The organism is Mesorhizobium sp., from assembly GCF_004962925.1.
Lineage (GTDB): Bacteria > Pseudomonadota > Alphaproteobacteria > Rhizobiales > Rhizobiaceae > Mesorhizobium.
In genome coordinates, this window is the sequence record NZ_SUEO01000083.1 from 1 (window position 1) to 16,530 (window position 16,530).

The 16,530-nt window shown below is 63.5% G+C and carries 17 protein-coding genes; 4 read left to right on the forward strand and 13 right to left on the reverse strand.

Annotated features, from left to right (window positions below; genetic code table 11):
* From E5W87_RS17565 to E5W87_RS17580, 4 genes are all read left to right on the forward strand, one after another.
* Positions 1–792, forward strand: a 792-nt coding sequence (locus E5W87_RS17565) for an ABC transporter permease subunit (RefSeq protein ID WP_292399945.1), incomplete at its 5' end; no start/stop codon positions are given.
* A 1-nt stretch (position 793) separates the two neighbouring features.
* Positions 794–1,711, forward strand: coding sequence for an ABC transporter permease subunit (locus tag E5W87_RS17570; protein ID WP_292399949.1), 918 nt, complete (start codon positions 794–796; stop codon positions 1,709–1,711).
* Positions 1,712–1,713: 2 nt separating this feature from the next.
* Positions 1,714–2,589, forward strand: a complete 876-nt coding sequence (locus E5W87_RS17575; protein ID WP_128286027.1) for an ABC transporter ATP-binding protein — start codon at positions 1,714–1,716, stop codon at positions 2,587–2,589.
* Positions 2,586–3,416 carry a dipeptide ABC transporter ATP-binding protein gene (locus tag E5W87_RS17580; protein WP_292399952.1) on the forward strand — a complete coding sequence of 277 codons (831 nt, stop codon included), beginning with the start codon at positions 2,586–2,588 and terminating at the stop codon, positions 3,414–3,416. Before E5W87_RS17575 ends, E5W87_RS17580 begins: the two co-directional genes overlap by 4 nt.
* A 42-nt stretch (positions 3,417–3,458) precedes the next feature.
* Here the strand turns inward: E5W87_RS17580 and E5W87_RS17585 are convergent, their stop codons facing one another.
* From E5W87_RS17585 to E5W87_RS17645, 13 genes are all read right to left on the reverse strand, one after another.
* The gene (locus tag E5W87_RS17585) at positions 3,459–4,754 is read right to left on the reverse strand and encodes a cysteine desulfurase-like protein (protein ID WP_292399955.1); all 1,296 of its coding nucleotides are present in this window, start codon (positions 4,752–4,754) and stop codon (positions 3,459–3,461) included.
* Between the two features lie 67 nt (positions 4,755–4,821).
* Positions 4,822–5,496 carry an amino acid ABC transporter permease gene (locus E5W87_RS17590; RefSeq protein WP_292399958.1) on the reverse strand — a complete coding sequence of 225 codons (675 nt, stop codon included), beginning with the start codon at positions 5,494–5,496 and terminating at the stop codon, positions 4,822–4,824.
* 190 nt (positions 5,497–5,686) lie between these two features.
* Positions 5,687–6,484 (reverse strand): ABC transporter substrate-binding protein, encoded by a 798-nt coding sequence (locus E5W87_RS17595; RefSeq protein WP_292399962.1) that lies wholly within the window; start codon positions 6,482–6,484, stop codon positions 5,687–5,689.
* Between the two features lie 54 nt (positions 6,485–6,538).
* The gene (locus E5W87_RS17600; RefSeq protein ID WP_292399965.1) at positions 6,539–7,723 is read right to left on the reverse strand and encodes an aminotransferase class V-fold PLP-dependent enzyme; all 1,185 of its coding nucleotides are present in this window, start codon (positions 7,721–7,723) and stop codon (positions 6,539–6,541) included.
* A 169-nt stretch (positions 7,724–7,892) separates the two neighbouring features.
* Positions 7,893–8,621, reverse strand: coding sequence for a GntR family transcriptional regulator (locus E5W87_RS17605; RefSeq protein ID WP_292399968.1), 729 nt, complete (start codon positions 8,619–8,621; stop codon positions 7,893–7,895).
* A gap of 206 nt (positions 8,622–8,827) precedes the next feature.
* The gene (locus tag E5W87_RS17610; protein ID WP_292399971.1) at positions 8,828–9,223 is read right to left on the reverse strand and encodes a RidA family protein; all 396 of its coding nucleotides are present in this window, start codon (positions 9,221–9,223) and stop codon (positions 8,828–8,830) included.
* A gap of 86 nt (positions 9,224–9,309) precedes the next feature.
* On the reverse strand, positions 9,310–10,458 hold the full coding sequence (locus E5W87_RS17615; protein WP_292399974.1) for an acyl-CoA dehydrogenase family protein: 1,149 nt from the start codon (positions 10,456–10,458) through the stop codon (positions 9,310–9,312).
* Between the two features lie 237 nt (positions 10,459–10,695).
* Positions 10,696–11,508 carry an enoyl-CoA hydratase family protein gene (locus E5W87_RS17620; RefSeq protein WP_292399977.1) on the reverse strand — a complete coding sequence of 271 codons (813 nt, stop codon included), beginning with the start codon at positions 11,506–11,508 and terminating at the stop codon, positions 10,696–10,698.
* Positions 11,505–11,975 (reverse strand): MarR family winged helix-turn-helix transcriptional regulator, encoded by a 471-nt coding sequence (locus tag E5W87_RS17625; RefSeq protein WP_292399980.1) that lies wholly within the window; start codon positions 11,973–11,975, stop codon positions 11,505–11,507. Before E5W87_RS17625 ends, E5W87_RS17620 begins: the two co-directional genes overlap by 4 nt.
* Positions 11,969–12,739 carry an SDR family NAD(P)-dependent oxidoreductase gene (locus tag E5W87_RS17630; protein WP_292399983.1) on the reverse strand — a complete coding sequence of 257 codons (771 nt, stop codon included), beginning with the start codon at positions 12,737–12,739 and terminating at the stop codon, positions 11,969–11,971. Before E5W87_RS17630 ends, E5W87_RS17625 begins: the two co-directional genes overlap by 7 nt.
* Positions 12,736–15,030 carry a bifunctional salicylyl-CoA 5-hydroxylase/oxidoreductase gene (locus E5W87_RS17635; RefSeq protein ID WP_292399987.1) on the reverse strand — a complete coding sequence of 765 codons (2,295 nt, stop codon included), beginning with the start codon at positions 15,028–15,030 and terminating at the stop codon, positions 12,736–12,738. Before E5W87_RS17635 ends, E5W87_RS17630 begins: the two co-directional genes overlap by 4 nt.
* Before the next feature lie 145 nt (positions 15,031–15,175).
* The gene (locus E5W87_RS17640) at positions 15,176–15,775 is read right to left on the reverse strand and encodes a VOC family protein (RefSeq protein ID WP_292399991.1); all 600 of its coding nucleotides are present in this window, start codon (positions 15,773–15,775) and stop codon (positions 15,176–15,178) included.
* Positions 15,776–15,871: 96 nt separating this feature from the next.
* The coding region (locus E5W87_RS17645) for an ATP-binding cassette domain-containing protein (protein WP_292399994.1) at positions 15,872–16,530 on the reverse strand (659 nt) is incomplete at its 5' end.

Below are 16,530 nucleotides of genomic sequence, written 5' to 3' on the forward strand. Positions count from 1 at the left end.
GTCGTGACCGGCGACTTCGGCATATCGATCGCCACCAAGCGGCCGGTGCTCGGTGAATTCCAGGCGCTGTTTCCGGCCACGCTGGAACTGGCGACGATCGCGCTGATCATCGCCGTGCTCATCGGCATTCCCGCCGGCATCTTCGCCGCGGTCAAACGCGGATCATGGTTCGACCAGGCGACGATGGGCGTGGCGCTGACTGGCTATTCGATGCCAATTTTCTGGTGGGGGCTGCTGCTCATCATATTCTTCTCCGGTTATCTCGGCTGGACGCCGGTTTCCGGCCGTATCGGCCTTCAGTATTTCTTCAAGCCGACGACGGGGTTCATGCTGATCGACAGCCTGATTTCCGGCAAGAGCGGCGCTTTCAGGTCCGCCGCCAGTCATCTGGTCCTGCCGGCGATCGTACTGGCGACGATTCCGCTCGCCGTCATAGCGCGCCAGACCCGGTCGGCGATGCTGGAGGTGCTGGGCGAGGACTATGTCCGCACCGCCCGCGCCAAGGGCCTGGCGCCGCGCCGCGTCATCGGGCTTCACGCTTTTCGCAATGCGCTCATCCCCGTCGTTACCACCATCGGCCTGCAGGTCGGCACGCTGATGGCGGGCGCCATCCTGACCGAAACGATCTTTTCCTGGCCCGGCATCGGCAAGTGGATGATCGACGCGATCGCCAAGCGCGACTATGTCGTCGTCCAGAGCGGCTTGCTGATCATCGCGCTGATCGTCATGGCGGTGAACCTGATCGTCGACGTGCTCTACGCCGTCATCAACCCACGTATCCGGGTGCAGTGAGATGACCGACCAAACCACTGCAGAAGCCACCGCCGCCTCCATTCCGACCGGCGGCCGGCAACGCGCCTTCACCGAGTTTTGGCATTACTACTCCATGAACACCGGCGCCGTCATCGGCCTGGTCGTGTTCTCGGCACTGGTGTTGATCGCGATTTTCGCGCCGCTGGTCGCGCCACACTCGCCTGACGAACAGTTTCGTGATGCGCTGCTGACGCCGCCGGTCTGGCAGGAGGGCGGCAAATCGATGTTTCTGCTCGGCACCGACGCCGTTGGCCGCGACATGCTTTCGCGGCTGATTTTCGGGGCGCGGTTCTCGCTGTTCATCGGTCTGGTCGTGGTCGTTTTCTCGCTGACCAGCGGCATCATCCTCGGCGTGCTCGCCGGCTATTTTCGCGGCTGGGTCGATACGCTGATCATGCGCGTCATGGACGTCATTCTGGCCTTCCCGTCGCTGCTCCTTGCGCTGGTTCTGGTGGCGATCCTCGGACCCGGCCTGTTCAACGCCATGCTGGCGATTGCGCTGGTGCTGCAGCCGCATTTCGCGCGGCTCACGCGCGCGGCGGTGATGGCCGAAAAGAACCGCGAATATGTGATCTCCGCCAAGGTGGCCGGTGCCAGTCATGTCAGGCTGATGGTGAAGACGATCTTGCCGAACTGCATGGCACCGCTGATCGTGCAGGCGACGCTGTCCTTCTCCAACGCCATTCTCGAGGCTGCGGCTCTCGGCTTCCTTGGCGTCGGCGCGCAGCCGCCAACGCCGGAATGGGGCACGATGCTGGCCACGGCACGCGAGTTCATCCTGCGCGCGCCATGGGTGGTGACCTTCCCCGGCCTTGCCATTCTCATCACGGTGCTTGCCATCAACCTGATCGGCGATGGCCTGCGCGATGCCTTCGACCCCAAGCTGAAGAGGTCGTGACCATGCCTCTTCTCGAGATCAAGAACCTCACCGTGTCCTTCGATACCGCTGCCGGACCGTTCATGGCCGTGCAAGGCATCGACCTGTCGATTGAGCCGCGCGAGGTGCTGGCAATCGTCGGCGAATCCGGCTCCGGTAAATCGGTGGCGATGCTGGCAGTTATGGGGCTTTTGCCGAATACGGCGACGGTAAAGGCCGACCGCATGGCCTTCGACGGCATCGACCTGCTCAAGCTCAGTCCGTCCGAGCGCCGCAAGATCGTCGGCAAGGACATCTCGATGATCTTCCAGGAGCCGATCGCCAGCCTCAATCCATGCTTCACCGCTGGCTTCCAGATCGAGGAGGTGCTGCGTTTCCACATGGGCATGGACCGCGCCCAGCGCCGGGCCCGCGCCATCGAGCTGATGAAGCTCGTCGGCATCGCCGATCCGGAAGAACGGCTGAACTCATTCCCGCACCAGATGTCGGGTGGCCAGTGCCAGCGCGTCATGATCGCCATCGCCATCGCCTGCAATCCGAAGCTGCTGATCGCCGACGAGCCGACCACCGCGCTCGATGTCACCATCCAGAAGCAGATCCTCGACCTTTTGGTCGGGCTGCAGGCCAAATACGGCATGGGGCTGATCATGATCACCCACAATATGGGCGTGGTGGCCGAGACCGCCGACCGCGTCATTGTCCAGTACAAGGGCCGCAAAATGGAAGAGGCCGACGTTCTGTCGCTGTTCGAGCAGCCGAAGAGCAACTACACGCGCGCGCTGCTGTCGGCGCTGCCGGAAAACGCCGTCGGCGACCGGCTGCCGACCATTTCCGATATGCTGTTCGAACCGGCTCCCTCTGCTGCGGGAACCGGGCCTGCAACGGGAGCCGCGTCATGAGTGTGACGGTTCTCGAAGGCAAGAACATCGTGCGCGACTATCATGTCGGCGGCGGCCTGTTTCGCCCCTCGCGCACGGTGCACGCAGTCAAGGGCGTCTCGTTCAGCGTCGACAGGGGCAAGACCCTTGCAGTCGTTGGCGAAAGCGGCTGCGGCAAGTCAACGCTCGCCCGCATCATCACGCTCATCGATCCCGCGACAGCAGGTGAACTCTTCATCGACGGTAAAAAGGTCGATATCGCCAAGGATGGGCTGTCGAAGGAGATGCGCCGTAAGGTGCAGATCGTCTTCCAGAACCCTTACGGTTCGCTCAATCCGCGACAGAAGATCGGCGACGTGCTGGGCGAGCCGCTGCTCATCAACACTGACACGCCGGCCGACGAACGGCGCGATCTCGCCATGAGGATGCTGAAAAAGGTCGGCCTTGGACCGGAGCATTACAACCGCTACCCGCACATGTTTTCGGGCGGCCAGCGCCAGCGCATCGCCATTGCCCGCGCGCTGATGCTCAATCCGAGCCTTTTGGTGCTCGACGAGCCGGTTTCGGCGCTCGACCTGTCGGTGCAGGCGCAGGTGCTCAACCTGCTCGCCGACCTGCAGGACGAGTTCAAGCTTACCTATGTCTTCATCAGCCACGACCTGTCGGTGGTGCGCTACATCGCCGACGACGTGATGGTCATGTATTACGGCGAGGCCGTCGAATACGGCTCGCGCGACGAGGTCTTTGCCGACCCCAAGCACAGCTACACCAAGACGCTGTTCGCCGCCACGCCGCGCGCCGACGTCGCCAGCATCAAAGCGAGGCTGGCGAAGAAGAAAGCTGCCTGACGCCGCAATCGCGGCACCCCGGCAAGCGTATTTCGACGCCGATCAGGACAGCCGGGCGATGATGGCGCGCAGCGCCTCGCCGAAGCGCCGGACTTCCCCGACCGTGTTGTAATGCACCAGCGAGGCGCGGATGGCGCCGCTGTCCATGCTGAGGTTCAGGCGCTTCATCAGCCGCGGCGCGTACATATGGCCGTCGCGGATGCCGATCTGCATCTCGGCCATCGCCTCGACGATCATTTGCGGCGACAGCGTGCCGATGTTGAAGCAGAAGGTCGGAACGCGCTCGTTGAGGCGGGCTTCGTCGGCGACGCCATAGATCGTCGCGCCGCAGTCATTGAGCACGCCGAGCATCTCGCGCGCCAGCACCAGCTCATAGTCGCGGATGGCGGTCATGCCAGCGACGAGGTTGTCGCGCCGCGACCGGTTGTTCTCGGCCAGGAAGTTGCGGCCGATCGATTCGAGATAGCGCACCGCGGCATCCATGCCGGAGACATTCTCGTAGATGAAGGTGCCGGCCTCGACCTTATAGGGCGGTTCGTCGGGAATGAAATCCTCGCGGAAGGTCGGCAGCCGCTTCAGCGTCTCGAAGCGGCCCCACAGGAAGCCCATATGCGGCGAGAAATTCTTGTAGCCGGAGCAGACCAGATAGTCGCAACCCCAGGCCTGCACGTCGATCAGCCCGTGCGGCCCGTAATGCACGCAGTCGAGGAACACTTCGGCGCCGGCCGCATGCGCAATATCAGCCACTGAAGCGACATCGACGATCGATCCGATCGAATGCGCCGTGACCGTGCAGGCGACAAGCCGGGTGCGCTCCGAGACCAGCGAGCGCAAATCATCGACATGCAGATTGCCGTCCTCGCGCATCCGCCACCATTTGAACTTGGCGCCGGCGGACTCTAGCGCCAGCCAGGTCGCGATGTTGGCGTCGTGATCCATGTCGGTGATGACGATCTCGTCTCGCTCCCCATTTGGGCGTTCTGCAAGCATCTGGCCGATGCCGAGGCTGACGAGGCGGATGAACGAGGTGGCGTTCATGCCGAAACAGATTTCCGCGGGACTATAGGCATTGATCAGCAACGCCACGCTTTCACGCGCGTCGGCGATTGCTTGATCGACGGCGACGCTGCGCCCGTAGCGGCCGCCGCGCTGCACATTATGCGCGACCAGATGCTTGGTTACCGCATCGAGCACGCTTTGCGGGATCTGCGCCCCGGCGGCATTATCCATGAAGATGAAGTCACCGGCCTGCTGCAGGGCTGGAAACATGGCGCGGATTGTGTCGACCGGGAAGGCTGCGGAGACGTCGCTCGCATTGTGGGTCTGATGCTTGTTCAAGATGGTCTCCTGCGAAGTGCCTGACAGATGGGGGAGGCGAGAATTGACAGATGGGAAACTGGCGAAGTCAGCGGGTCTTTTCGGTTTTGAAGCGACGTTCGAGAAGGCTGACGAGGCGGACCATCGGCCAGAGAAAGAGGAGATAGACCAGCGCCGCGCCGATCAGCGGCGAGGGGTTGGCATAGAGCGACTGCGCATTGGTCGCTTCCTTCAGCAGTTCGGGCAGCGCCACGGTTGAGGCGAGCGAGGTGTCCTTGAACATCGAAACGCAGTTGCTCGTCATCGGCGGAATGACCACGCGGATCGCCTGCGGCAGCACCACCTTGCGCAAGGTCAGTAAAAACGGCAGGCCGAGTGCCTGCGCCGCCTCGAACTGGCCGCGCGGAATGCTTTCTATGCCGGAGCGGAACACTTCGGCCGAATAAGCAGCCATGATGATGGCGAATGCCGTCACCGCGGAGGTCCAGGACGACAGGCGTATGCCGAGGAACGGCAGCGCGTAGTAGATCAGGATCAGCACGACCAGCACCGGCATCGCCCGGAAAATATCGATATAGCCGACCGCCAGAAGCCGGAGCGGCTTTGGCGCGTAGAGCCGCATCAGGCTGATCACCAGGCCGACGGGGATACCGATGCCGATGCTCAACAGCCCGAGCAGCAGTGTGTTCAGAAAGCCGCGCAGCAACGCCGGCAGGCTGGAGATCATGACATCGGCGTTGAAGAAGGTCTCGAGCAGCGACATGGGGAGCATTCCCGAAAGGTTTGGCGTCCCGCGACGCTAAAGCATGACTCCGAAACCCGAAATCGGCCTTCGGAGCGGATCATGCGTGGAAGAAGGGCTGCGGCGTCCGTTGCGCGTCCAGCAGGGGCGCAACGCTATCCCATGAAATTGTGCCGGCGTGGAAAGCCGGCACGATTTCAGCGGCTGCCGCTCAGGCCTTCGGCATCGGCATTTCCTTGACGGTCGAAGAATCGGCGGGCGCGTCGCTGCCGAACCACTTCTTGTGGATCGCGGCCAGCGTGCCGTCCTTCTTCATCGCGGTCAGCGCGTCGTTCAGCTTGCCGAGCAGCGGGTGGTCCTTGGCCATCATCAGGCCATACTGCTCGCCGGTCTTGATACGCTCTTTCACGGCAAGGTCCTTCATCCTGGTGAAGGAGTATTCCAGGCCGGGAATATCGCTGACCGCGGCGTCGACGCGACCGGCGCTGAGATCGAGCAGCAGGTTCTGCTGCGTGTCGTAGCCCTTTACCTCGCTGAACCCGTCGGCCTCCTGGTGCTGCTTGGTCCAGGCTTCGCCGGTCGAGCCGGACAGCACGCCGATGATCTTGCCCTTGAGGTCGGCCTCGGACTTGATCGGGCTGTCGGCCTTGGCGGCGATGCCCATGTCGGAATCATAATAGGGCTGCGAGAACGCCTGCGACTTCAGCCGCTCAGGGGTGATCGTGATCGACGAGATGGCGACGTCGATGCGCTTCGACGTGGTGGCGGCGAACAGGGCCTGAAATCCGAGGTCGGCAATTTCCGTGGTCATGCCGATGCGCTTGGCCGCCTCGTTGACGATGTCGACCTCAAAACCCTCGAAGGTGCCGCTTTCGTTCTTGTATTCGAAGGGCGGATTGGTCGGATAGGCGCCGACGTTCAGCACGTCCGCGGCGTAGGCGGTGGCCGGGCCGGCGGCTATACCGATGGCGGCAGCGAGAAGAAGCAGGTTGCGACGAGTGAAGTTCATTTTCGTTCCCTCTGGTTCGGCCACTCCCTGTGGCGCTTTTCACTTCCGCCCCTTTCAGCGCCGTATTTCCGGACACTGCAGGCGAGGCGGCGCCTGAAGCCAGGATGCGCGGCGTTCCCGCATGCCGATCAACTGTTGCAGACGCTCCAGCAGTGCACCTACCGCGTCGTCCGTGGTGACCATGCCGGGCGACAGCCTAAGCGTTGCGCCGCGCGCGTCGCAGTAAAGTCGCTCATTACGCAAGGTGGACACTGTCTTCACTGGGTCGACGCCTTGCGGCAAGGTCAGCATGACGCTGCCGCCGCGCTTGTCTGGATCGAGCGGCGAGCGAACGGCCCAGCCATTGTCCAGCGCGCAACCGGTAATGCGACCGGTCATACTGGCGTTCTGTTCCCGGATGGCTTCGACACCTGTCTCGGCGACCCATTCGAGGCCGGGCAGCGATGCGACACTGGCCAGGATAGCCGGCGTGCCATGGTCGAATCGACGCGCATCGTCCGCATATGCGAAACTGTCGAGATCCCACGAAAATGGGTTTGGCTGGCTGAACCAGCCGCGAAGTTCCGGCCGGCATGTTGCCAGGAGACCGGGCGTCACCTGCAGGATGCCGGCGCCCGAGGTGCCGCACAGCCATTTCAGCGAGGTCGAGACGACGAAATCGACCGGCGCCTCGACAACCGAGAAGGGTGCGACGCCGACGCCTTGCGTAATGTCGACACCGACGATGCTGCCCATCTCCCGGCCATGCGCGGCAAGCCGCGCCACGTCGCAGCGGTGCGAGGCCGTCGAGGTGACGAAGGTCAGCAAGGCCAGGCCGACATCGTCCTGCCAGCGTGCAATGAAATCCTCGTCGCGCACCCAGTTCTCGCCGGGACGCAGCGGCACGGTGTCGAGCACGAAGTCGAAGCGGTCGGCAAGTCCGGCAAGCAGGAAGTGCAGGCTCGGAAAACAATCGGCCGCGACCAGCAGTCGCTTTCCCGCCAGGCGCTCGGATGGCAGCGCGCCGATCAGGCTGTAGAGCGCTGACGTGACGTTCTCGGCGGTGGTCAGAGTGCCTTGCGGGGCATCGATCAGCCGGCCCCAGGCTTCGATGAAGCGCTGCCGCGCTGCAAGGGCCGCCGGCCACTGGCCGTCATCTTCCGCCGACCAGACGCCCGAGAATTCCGACAGGGCAGCAGCCATGCGCTCTGCCTTGCCGGGAAACGTGCCGATCGAATGGTAGAGAAAATAACCAGACACGACGCTTTTGCTCCCTGTGATCAGGTGATCACAAAAGGGAACATGGATCAATCGCTGCCCGCAAAGAAATGCGATTCAATAGCGAAGATCGGGACGATTTTTCTGGCCACGAGCGGTCGCGGATCGACACATTCGGGCGCCGATTTGGCGTTCGACCCGCAGCCGAGCTTCAGGAGGCTTTGCCGAATCCGGCGAACTCGACCGGCCTAGATTCCGGCACGTCGGGGCAGATCGCACGCAGCGTCTCCTGTGTCGTCTGGATGTCGGCAACCACCTCTTCGCGGGCGCGGGCAAAATCGCGATCCTTTAGCGCTGCGATAATCGCCGTGTGCCGCCCCGACGGCTCCATCGTGCCGGCGCGCATCAAAGGTGCGACATGATTGGACAGCAGCCGCATGTAGGGTCCGAAGCGCAGCCACAGCGTCTCGATCAGCTGGAACAGCACGTCGGAGCCTGAGGCACGGTAGATGATGAAATGGAATTGCTGGTTCTTGGCGATCAGCTCGTAGACGCTGCCATTGCGCCCGATCGCCTGCTGGTCGGCGGTGATCTTCTCCAATGTGGCTATGTCGGAAGCGGTCAGACGCGACGCCCCGAGTTCGGCCGCCAGCCCTTCGACGGCGACGCGCGCCCGGCAGAGGTCGTCGAGCCGCGCGCGGGTGACGACCGGCACGCAGGCCGAGCCGTTCTGCGATATCTCCAGCGCGTTCTCGGCGGCGAGCCGCCGCAAGGCCTCGCGTACCGGCATGTTCGAGGTGCCGAAGGCTTCGGCCAACGAGGCAATGGTCAGCACCTGGGCCGGATCGAAGCTGCCGACCATCAGGGCATGCCGAAGCTGCTGATAGACGCCGTCCTGGACGGTGATGCGTCCCGATACAGGTTCAAATCCCAGAGCCACGATTTTTGGTTTCCTTAGGGGTCCGACAGAAGCTATGTGCAAACGGCACGCAGTGATCGCCCAGCCGAAGCAGAGGCATGATCATCTGATCACAAAAGCCGCCTACAGCCAAGCGCCACGCCGTCAACCATCAGCCTCGATGCGCTTCGCCATCGAGGAACCCCTGCAGTGTTGTGTCGAAACCGAGTGGACCTGCCTTGCCGGCGTCAGTCCGGGATCACCGCTGTCGCCTGGATCTCCACCCTGGCGCGATCCTCGACCAACGCCATCACCTGCATGGCGGCCATGGCCGGAAAATGCCGCCCGATGACCTCGCGATAGGCCTCGCCGATGCCTCTGAGGTTGGCCAGATACTCTGCCTTGTCGGTAAAGTACCAGGTCATCGAGGTGATATGCTCAGGCTTGGCGCCGGCCTCGGCGAGCACGGCGACGATGTTGGCAAGCGTCTGGCGCACCTGGCCGACAAAATCATCGGTTTCGAACCGGCCTTGCCCGGTCCAGCCGACCTGGCCGCCGATGAAGATCAGCTGCCCGCGCGCGGCGACGCCATTGGCGTAGCCGATTGGCTTCGCCCAGCCTTCCGGCTGCAGGATGGTGTGCATATTAAGCCTCCCGATACTCAAATCTGGTCGCAATGTTCAAAATTTGAAACCAGCTCAAACTCCAGTTTTCCGTCGCAAGCTCGGCCTCAGGCCGCTCCCATCACTTGCCTGGCGATGACCACTTTCTGCACGTCAGAGGCACCCTCGTAGATGCGCAGTGCACGGATCTCACGATACAGGCTTTCGATGATGTGGCCCTTGCGGACGCCATCGCCGCCATGCAGCTGCACGGCCTTGTCGATCACCTCTTGCGCCTTGTCGGTGGCGAACAGCTTGGCCATCGCCGCTTCGCGGGTGACACGGGCAGCCCCCATGTCCTTGGTCCAGGCGGCGCGATAGACCAGCAGGGCGGCGGCATCGACATCCAGCGCCATGTCGGCGATATGGCCCTGCACCATCTGCAGCTCGACCATCGCAGCGCCGAATAGTTTGCGCTCGGCCACTCTGCCGATGCTCTCATCCAGTGCCCGCCGGGCAAAGCCGAGTGCCGCCGCGCCGACGGTCGAGCGGAACACGTCGAGCACCGACATGGCGATACGGAAGCCGTCGCCCGGCTTGCCGATCAATGCCGAGGCCGGAACGCGGACACTGTCGAAGGACAGGCGTGCCAGCGGATGCGGCGCGATCACCTCCAGCCGTTCGGCGATGGTCAGGCCCTTGATGTCTGCAGGCACGATGAAGGCGGAAAGCCCTTTGGCGCCGGGCGCCTCGCCGGTGCGGGCAAAAACGACGTAGAGATCGGCAATGCCACCATTGGAGATCCAGGTCTTTTCACCTGACAGCACATAGTCGTCGCCGTCACGCGTCGCCGTCATCTCCATATTGGCAACGTCCGATCCGGAGCGCGGCTCCGACAGCGCGAAGGCGGAAATCGCCTTTCCGGCGCGGGTCTTCGCCAGCCAGCGCTGCTGGTCGGGCGTGCCGAACAGGCTGAGCGCGCCGGTGCCGAGCCCTTGCATGGCGAAGGCGAAATCGGCCAGTCCGTCATGCCGGGCCAGCGTCTCACGCGTCAGGCACAGCGCGCGCACGTCGAGCGGCCCGGGATTGTCCGTGTCGAGCGCCGTCGGTTTCAGCCAGCCGTCTTTGCCGAGCTTCGCCACCAACTCGCGGCAGGCGGCATCGACATCGTCATGCGAGACCGGCAGGTTTTTTCCGCACCAGGCTTCGAGCTTTTCAGCAAGCTCGCGATGACGGTCCTCGAAGAACGGCCAGTTGAGGAAGGAACGGTCAGGCATTTCTGCCTCCGCTGTGCTTCGGGTCTCGCGCTCTACGGCGCCCCCCTCTGTCCTGCCGGACATCTCCCCCACGAGGGGGGAGATTGGCGGTCGCGGGCGCTTTCGCCAATTTCCAGCGTTGCAAAAAGAGGCGAGGCAATGGAACTGCCAATCTCCCCCCAAGTGGGGGAGATGTCCGGCAGGACAGAGGGGGGCGCTGTCCCACCAACCTGTCCATTTTGATTAAAGAAAACATCCTCAATTCCCCTCGAACACCGGCTTCTGCTTGGCGACGAAAGCCTCATAAGCCCGCTTGAAATCGCCGGTCTGCATGCAGATCGCCTGCGCTTGTGCTTCGGCCTCGATCGCTTGGTCGAGGCCCATCGACCATTCCTGGTTCAACTGGATCTTGGTGATCCCGTGGGCGAAGGTCGGGCCGGAAACGATGCGCGCGGCCATGTCGAGCGCGTCGGCCTCAAGCGCCGCGGCATCGACCAGCCGGTTGTAGAAACCCCAGCGCTCGCCCTCCGCCGCACTCATCGTGCGGCCGGTATAGAGCAGCTCGGCGGTCCGGCCCTGGCCGATGATGCGCGGCAGGATCGCGCAGGCGCCCATGTCGCAGCCGGCTAAGCCGACGCGGGTGAACAGGAAGGCCGTCTTGGCCTCCGGCGTGGCGATGCGGATATCGGAGGCCATGGCAATGATGGCGCCGGCGCCCACCGCCACGCCGTCGACCGCCGCAATGATCGGCTTGCCGCAATTCAGCATCGCCTTGACGAAATCGCCGGTCATGCGGGTGAAGGCCAGCAACTCCTTCATGTCCATCTTGACCAGCGGGCCGATGATGTCGTGAACATCGCCGCCGGAGCAGAAATTACCGCCATTGGGCAGGAACACCACCGCATCGACATCGTCGGCATAGACGAGGTCGCGAAAAGTATCGCGCAGCTCGGCATAGCTTTCGAAGGTCAGCGGGTTCTTGCGCTCCGGCCGGTCGAGCCGGATTTTCGCGACCTTGCCTTCGACCTGCCAGAGGAAATGCTTCGGCTTGCGGCCGGCCATCTTTGTCATTCCCGTCCCTCCCAATTGCTGCGGAAGGAATTCAGCATGCCGGTTAGCCGGCGCGCCTCGTCCTCGCTCACATTGCCGAGCAGCTCGCCGATCCAGCTTTCATGCGCGGCAGCGATCACGGCGAAGGTCTTCGAACCTTCCTCCGTCAGCCGCACCATCGAGGTGCGGCGGTCGCCATTGCGCCGGGCGCGGGCAACCAGTCCTTCCGAAACCAGCCGGTCGACGATGCCAGTCACATTGCCGTTGGACACCAGCAGGAAGCGCGACAGGTCGCTCATCAGCATGCCTTCCGGCGCGCGGTAGAGCGCCGCCATCACGTCGAAACGCGGCAGCGTCGTGTTGAACTCCTGCCGCAGGCGCTCGCGCAATTCGGCCTCGATGCTGCGCGAGGCTCGCAACAGCCGCACCCACAGCCGCAGACGATCCTTGCCGGGTCCAGACGGCGCGGGCAGGGGACCGGCTACCATGTCTCGCCTCCAGAGATCGAGATCGTCTGGCCGGTGATCGATTGGGCCGCATCGCCGCACAGCCACAGCACCGCGGCTGCAACTTCTTCGGGCTGGATGAAGCGGCCTTGCGGGTTGGTCGAGGCAAGGCTCGTCCTTGCTTCTTCAACCGTGCGACCGGTCTTGTCGACGATACGCTGGATGGATTCCTCGAGCATGTCGGTTTCGACGAAGCCAGGGCATACAGCATTGACCGTCACGCCGGATTTGGCGGTCTCCACCGCCAGCGCCCGCATCAGCCCGACGACGCCATGCTTGGCGGCCACGTAGGCGGAGACATAAGGATAGCCCTTCAGGCCGGCGGTCGACGCGACGAAGATGATACGGCCCGCCTTTCGAGCGGCCATGCCGGCGAGCGCCGGTTTTACCGTCAGGAACGCGCCGGTCAGGTTGACGTCGAGCGTGCGCTGCCAGTCCGTGAGCGAGGTCCGCTGTGCCGGCGCGCTGCCGGACATGCCGGCATTGGCGACGACGATATCGATCGGCCCGCGCGCCGCCTCAGCCTGGCTGTAGAGGGACGTCATCGCTGCCTCATTGGTGACATCGGCAGCGATGCCGAAAATGCGATCGCTTTCCCTAACGACCTCGGCAAGTGCAGCCTCGCGGCGGCCGCAGATGGTCACGTCGATGCCGGCGCCGGCGAGCGCCAGCGCGACGGCGCGGCCGACGCCAGAGCCGCCGCCGGTGACCAGCGCGTGCCGCATTGTTATCGTCGCAGCGCTCATACTTTCAGCCCCGCTGCCGCATCGCGTTCGGCCAGCCGGTAGATCTGGTCGCGGCCCGGCAGATAGGGATCCGGCCATTTGACGCCGCGGTCGCCGAGTGCGACGGCGGCATGCAGCGTCCAGTAGGGGTCGGCGAGATGCGGCCTAGCCATCGCGACGAGATCGGCGCGGCCGGCCATCAGGATCGAATTGACGTGGTCCGGTTCGTAGATGTTGCCGACCGCCATGGTCGCCATGCCGACCTCGTTGCGGATGCGGTCGGAAAACGGCGTCTGGAACATGCGGCCGTACACCGGTCTTGCCTCGGCCGAAGTCTGGCCGGCCGACACGTCGCAGATGTCGACACCGGCCTCATGCAGCAGCCGTGCGATCTCGACCGCATCGGCCGGCATCACGCCTTCGATGCCGACCCAGTCATTGGCCGAGATGCGCATTGAAACTGGCTTTTCCGCCGGCCAGGCGGCGCGCACGGCATGGAAGATTTCCAAGGGATAGCGCATGCGGTTTTCGAGTGAGCCGCCATAGACGTCCGTGCGCCGGTTGGTCAGCGGCGTGATGAAAGAGGACAGGAGATAGCCGTGCGCAGCATGGATTTCGAGCATGTCGAAGCCGCAGCGCGCCGCCATCTCGGCCGAAGCGACGAACTGGTCGCGTACCAGATCCATGTCGGCGCGGTCCATTGCCTTCGGCAGCTGATTCTCAGGCGACCATGCCACCGCTGATGCCGCCATCACAGGCCAGTTGCCTGACATCAGCGGCACGTCGTTTCCTTGCCAGCCGAGCCGGGTGGAGCCCTTGGCGCCCGAATGGCCGATCTGCGCGCAGATCTTGGCCTCGGTCTCGGTATGGACGAAATCGACCAGCCGCTTCCAGGCGACCTCATGTTCGGGTGCGTAGAAACCCGGGCAGCCCGGCGTGATGCGGCCTTCCGGGCTGACGCAGGTCATCTCGATGTAGAGAAGGCCGGCGCCACCCTTGGCCCGTTCGGCATAATGGGCGAAATGCCAGTCGGTCGGGCAGCCGTCGACGGCCTTGTACTGCGCCATCGGCGAGACGACGATGCGGTTCTGCAGCGCCATGTCGCGCAGCCGGAACGGCGCGAACATCGGCGCGCGACGAAGACTGTTGCCGCCGGCGCCGGCCTGGCGCTGGAACCATTCTTCGGCACCGGCCAGCCACTCGGCATCGCGCAGCCGCAAATTCTCGTGGCTGATGCGCTGCGAACGAGTCAGCAGCGAATAATTGAACTGGACCGGATCGAGGCCGAGATAGCGCTCGACCTCCTCGAACCATTCGAGCGAGTTGCGCGCCGCCGACTGCAGCTTCAGCACTTCGGTGCGGCGCGCGTCCTCATATTTGCGGAACGCCGCTTCGAGATCGGGCTCGGACTCGACATAGTCGGCCAGCGCCACCGCACTTTCCAACGCCAGCTTGGTGCCGGAGCCGATCGAGAAATGCGCTGATGCCGCCGCGTCGCCCATCAGCGCCAGATTTTTGTAGGACCAGCGTTCGCACAGCACTCGCGGGAAATTGATCCAGGCCGAACCTCTGATGTGGTTGGCGTTGGTCATCAGCGCGTGGCCGCCGAGATGCTTGGCGAAGATTCGTTCGCAGACGGCGATCGATTCCTGCTGTGACATCGCGCCGAAGCCGAAGCGCTCCCAGGTCTGCTCGCTGCATTCGACGATGAAGGTCGCGGTTTCGCTGTCGAACTGGTAGGCATGCGCCCACACCCAGCCATGCTCCGTCTTCTCGAAGATGAAGGTGAAGGCGTCGTCGAATTTCTGCTGAGTGCCGAGCCAGACGAACTTGCATTTGCGGGTGTCGATATCGGGTTTGAACACGTCGGCGAAGGCGCCCCGTGCCTTCGAGTTCAACCCGTCGGCGGCGACAACCAGATCGTGGCTCTCCATATAGGGTTTGGGATCGGCGATATCGGTTTCGAAGACGAGCTTGACGCCGAGCTCGCGCGCTCGCCGCTGCAGCAAGGTGAGCAGCCGCTTGCGGCCGATGCCGCAAAAGCCATGGCCGGTGGAGACCGTGCGCACGCCGTCATGGATGACGGCGATGTCGTCCCAATACGCGAAATGCTTCCTGATCCAGACGGCGCTGACCGGATCGTTCCTGGTCAGATTGTCGAGCGTCTCCGCCGACAGCACCACGCCCCAGCCGAATGTGTCGTCGGCGCGGTTGCGCTCGAAGACCGTCACCTCGTGCGCGGCGTCCCTGAGCTTCATTGAAATGGCAAAGTAGAGGCCGGCTGGCCCGCCGCCGAGAACCGCAACCTTCATCTGTGCGATCTCCTCTTCGCTTTTCTGCGCCTAGTATCGCGCTTGAGGCAAATTATTTCAAGCTTGAAGTTTCATAATTGAAACGACTCGCCTCGGATGCCTATGGCGTGCCTGCGGGCAGACCCGCAAGCACGCGCTTGCCAGGTCATTTTTCCGGCGTCTTCGGGCTCCACAGCACCGTCTCCGCGTCCTTTTCATAGGCCATGCCGTTGGGATAGCTGATCGCTTCCAGCTGCAGGCCCCAAGGCGCCTGGAAATAGAGGATGCTTTGGCCGGCCGCCGGGCCTTCGGTGACCGGCAGCGGGCCCATCCGCGTCTTGACGCCCTTTTCATCGAGATAGGCTTTTGCGGCGGCGATATCATCGACATAGAAGGCGATGTGGAAGCCGCCAATGTCGCTGTTGCGGACCTGCCGGTCTTTCTGGTCCGGCGCGGTGTATTTGAACAGCTCGATATTCGATCCGTAGCCGCAGCGGACCAGGGTGATCTCCTCGATCACCGCCTTGGGGTCGACGCCCAGCAAATCCTGCATGAACGTGCCCTTGTCGTCGGCGAACGGGCCGAACGACATCGCCTTCTTGCAGCCGACAATCTCGGTGAAGAAGTCGACGGCCTGCTTCATGTCGGGCACTGTAACCCCGGTGTGATCGTGGCCGCGCATGCCGGGAATGGAGCCGGCGGAAGCGGTGCCGATGCTGGCCAGGACGGCGGTCGCAAGCGTTGCGTTTCGGATTGCATTCCTCATGTCAGTCATCCTTCTCGCGGGACGTGGGTGACTTGCCGGGCGCACGCCCGAGGCCCGCTCTTCGGCGTGCGAATGAGATCTGCTGCGAATGATGCTTCATACCGGCACCTTAGCGGCGGGCAGCAGCCAGCCTTCATCGATCTCGGGCAGCGGAATGGCGGCCAGCAGATCGCGCGTGTAGGCTTCTTTCGGACTTTCGAACAAGGCATCGGTGGCGCTGGCCTCGACGATCCCGCCTTCGCGCATGACGATCACTTGCCGGCACAGCCGCCGGATCACCGACAAATCGTGGCTGATGAAGGCGACCGTCAGGCCCATTTCGGCTGCAAGCTTTTCCAGCAGCGTCAGGATCTGCGCCTGGGTCGACACGTCGAGGCCGGAGACGATCTCGTCGGCCAGCACGAATTTCGGCGACAGTGCGAGCGCCCGAGCAATACCGACGCGCTGGCGCTGGCCGCCCGACAGTTCGTGGCGGTAGCGGCTGGCAAAGCTTTGCGGCAGGCCGACGCGCTGCAGCGCCTCCGCGATGCGATCCCTGAGGTTGTCGCCAAGGCCGTTCTGCTTGAGTGGCGCGGCGATGATGCTGGCAATGGTGCGACGCGGGTTGAGCGATGACATCGGATCCTGGAAGATCATCTGCAGATCGCGGCGCAGTGGTCTGAGTTCCGCTTCCGGCAGATGCGTGATATCCAGGCCCTCGAAGCTGACGCTGCCGGCGCTGGGCTCCAACAGGCGCACCAGAGCGCGGCCAAGCG

Bases quoted from the DNA above. Each gene is read 5' to 3' on its own strand.
- E5W87_RS17640 (WP_292399991.1), bottom strand. From the start codon at position 15,775: ATGAGGAATGCAATCCGAAACGCAACGCTTGCGACCGCCGTCCTGGCC.
- E5W87_RS17580 (WP_292399952.1), top strand. From the start codon at position 2,586: ATGAGTGTGACGGTTCTCGAAGGCAAGAACATCGTGCGCGACTATCAT.
- E5W87_RS17630 (WP_292399983.1), bottom strand. From the start codon at position 12,739: ATGAGCGCTGCGACGATAACAATGCGGCACGCGCTGGTCACCGGCGGC.
- E5W87_RS17615 (WP_292399974.1), bottom strand. From the start codon at position 10,458: ATGCCTGACCGTTCCTTCCTCAACTGGCCGTTCTTCGAGGACCGTCAT.
- E5W87_RS17625 (WP_292399980.1), bottom strand. From the start codon at position 11,975: ATGGTAGCCGGTCCCCTGCCCGCGCCGTCTGGACCCGGCAAGGATCGT.
- E5W87_RS17590 (WP_292399958.1), bottom strand. From the start codon at position 5,496: ATGTCGCTGCTCGAGACCTTCTTCAACGCCGATGTCATGATCTCCAGC.
- E5W87_RS17635 (WP_292399987.1), bottom strand. From the start codon at position 15,030: ATGAAGGTTGCGGTTCTCGGCGGCGGGCCAGCCGGCCTCTACTTTGCC.
- E5W87_RS17595 (WP_292399962.1), bottom strand. From the start codon at position 6,484: ATGAACTTCACTCGTCGCAACCTGCTTCTTCTCGCTGCCGCCATCGGT.
- E5W87_RS17575 (WP_128286027.1), top strand. From the start codon at position 1,714: ATGCCTCTTCTCGAGATCAAGAACCTCACCGTGTCCTTCGATACCGCT.
- E5W87_RS17570 (WP_292399949.1), top strand. From the start codon at position 794: ATGACCGACCAAACCACTGCAGAAGCCACCGCCGCCTCCATTCCGACC.
- E5W87_RS17620 (WP_292399977.1), bottom strand. From the start codon at position 11,508: ATGACAAAGATGGCCGGCCGCAAGCCGAAGCATTTCCTCTGGCAGGTC.
- E5W87_RS17610 (WP_292399971.1), bottom strand. From the start codon at position 9,223: ATGCACACCATCCTGCAGCCGGAAGGCTGGGCGAAGCCAATCGGCTAC.